The 1382-nt window shown below is 45.2% G+C and carries 1 pseudogene; it reads left to right on the forward strand.

Going from position 1 to position 1382, the window contains the following annotated elements:
* Positions 1 to 1382, forward strand: a pseudogene (locus H5232_RS24460) (hypothetical protein); the annotation flags it as partial.

Raw genomic sequence — 1382 nt, forward strand, 5'->3', positions numbered from 1 at the left:
AATGGTTCAACGTTTTTACAAACCAGTAAGTCAATTAACATCACAGGCTCTGGGCAAGGCGATTTAATCATTCATAACGCCGGCGGCGAAATTAAACTCGATAGCCAAGGCAACGCCACCATCATAGCTACCAATATACTCACGCTCGACAGCAACATTGTCACCTTTGATGGACCAGTTGATTACGATATAGAAAGCCCGAAAACAGCCAGTAGCCCAAGTGCCTCAAGTCCTGCGAGTATTAGCCGTATTAATGATGTAACCATAAATGATGCAGGCGTTGCTGCAACTACCGCCAGTGTGGTCGATTTAGAATACGTTTACCAAGACGGCAGCCCGGTTAAAAATGCGCCCTACACCATTACCTTTGATGATGGAACGCAAGCGACCGGGCAACTAGATGACAGTGGACAAGCACAACTCAGCAATATTCCCAGCGGTCAGTTCAGTGTTAAATACGGCGAAGACAGTCGCGATTTTCAGCCTGAAGATAACACCACACCAAACCCGTTGTATGGGCAAATAACCACCGCTGATGCTGTGCACATGATCAATAGCGGTAACACTGCAAAACTGGAAGAGGCTGGCAATTTAGCCAACCAAGCAGGCGATTGGTTATGGGGCACACTGCAAGGTGACTTTAATAGAAACCCGAGTACATCACAAATCGTTGTGGGTACAATTATCTCGATGATACCGGTGGTTGACCAAATCATGGATATTCGTGATATTTGTGCAAATACCGTGTTACTCACCGATGATGACAAAGCCAATGACAGCGACGGTTGGATAGCCTTTACCCTAACCGCCATTGGTTTGGTTCCATTATTAGGCTCTGCTGTAAAAGGCGTGGGTAAAGTTGTAATTAAAAATAGTGGTGAGTCAATGGAAGCCGCTATTGCAGTGTTACGCAAGATGGGTAAAGGCGACCCAGTAAAATACTTACGGGAGATAAACTGGCAGGATTTAGGCAAACAAGCCGCCAGTGAAGTAAAAGCGGTAATCAAAGGCTTTAGAGATACCTTACAAGAAGTCTCAACCAGCTGGAAATACGATCTTCTGCTACCAGACTCTGCCATTGACGGCATGCAAGCCATGGTCAAACAACTTGATGAAGTCACCCCCCAAATTGACCAAGGCGTTAAAAATGCCGCAAATGAAATTGGCAATCGCGTAAACAAAGCCCTCGATGAGTTTGAGCCACCGGCAAGTACAGGTGTAGTGGGCAAACCGAAGAAGACGGTAGCCAATGAATTAGAGCCGCCGAAAGGGAATGATTTAAAGGGGGCTAAAGGTGAGTTTATTGGTTCATACAAAGGGAAAAATTTAGTCCTCAAAAATGTAGAATTTAAAAAGATTGATTACTTAAAGCGTGATCGAGC

This window comes from Pseudoalteromonas sp. SG41-5 (assembly GCF_014164495.1).
GTDB classification, from domain to species: domain Bacteria; phylum Pseudomonadota; class Gammaproteobacteria; order Enterobacterales; family Alteromonadaceae; genus Pseudoalteromonas; species Pseudoalteromonas rhizosphaerae.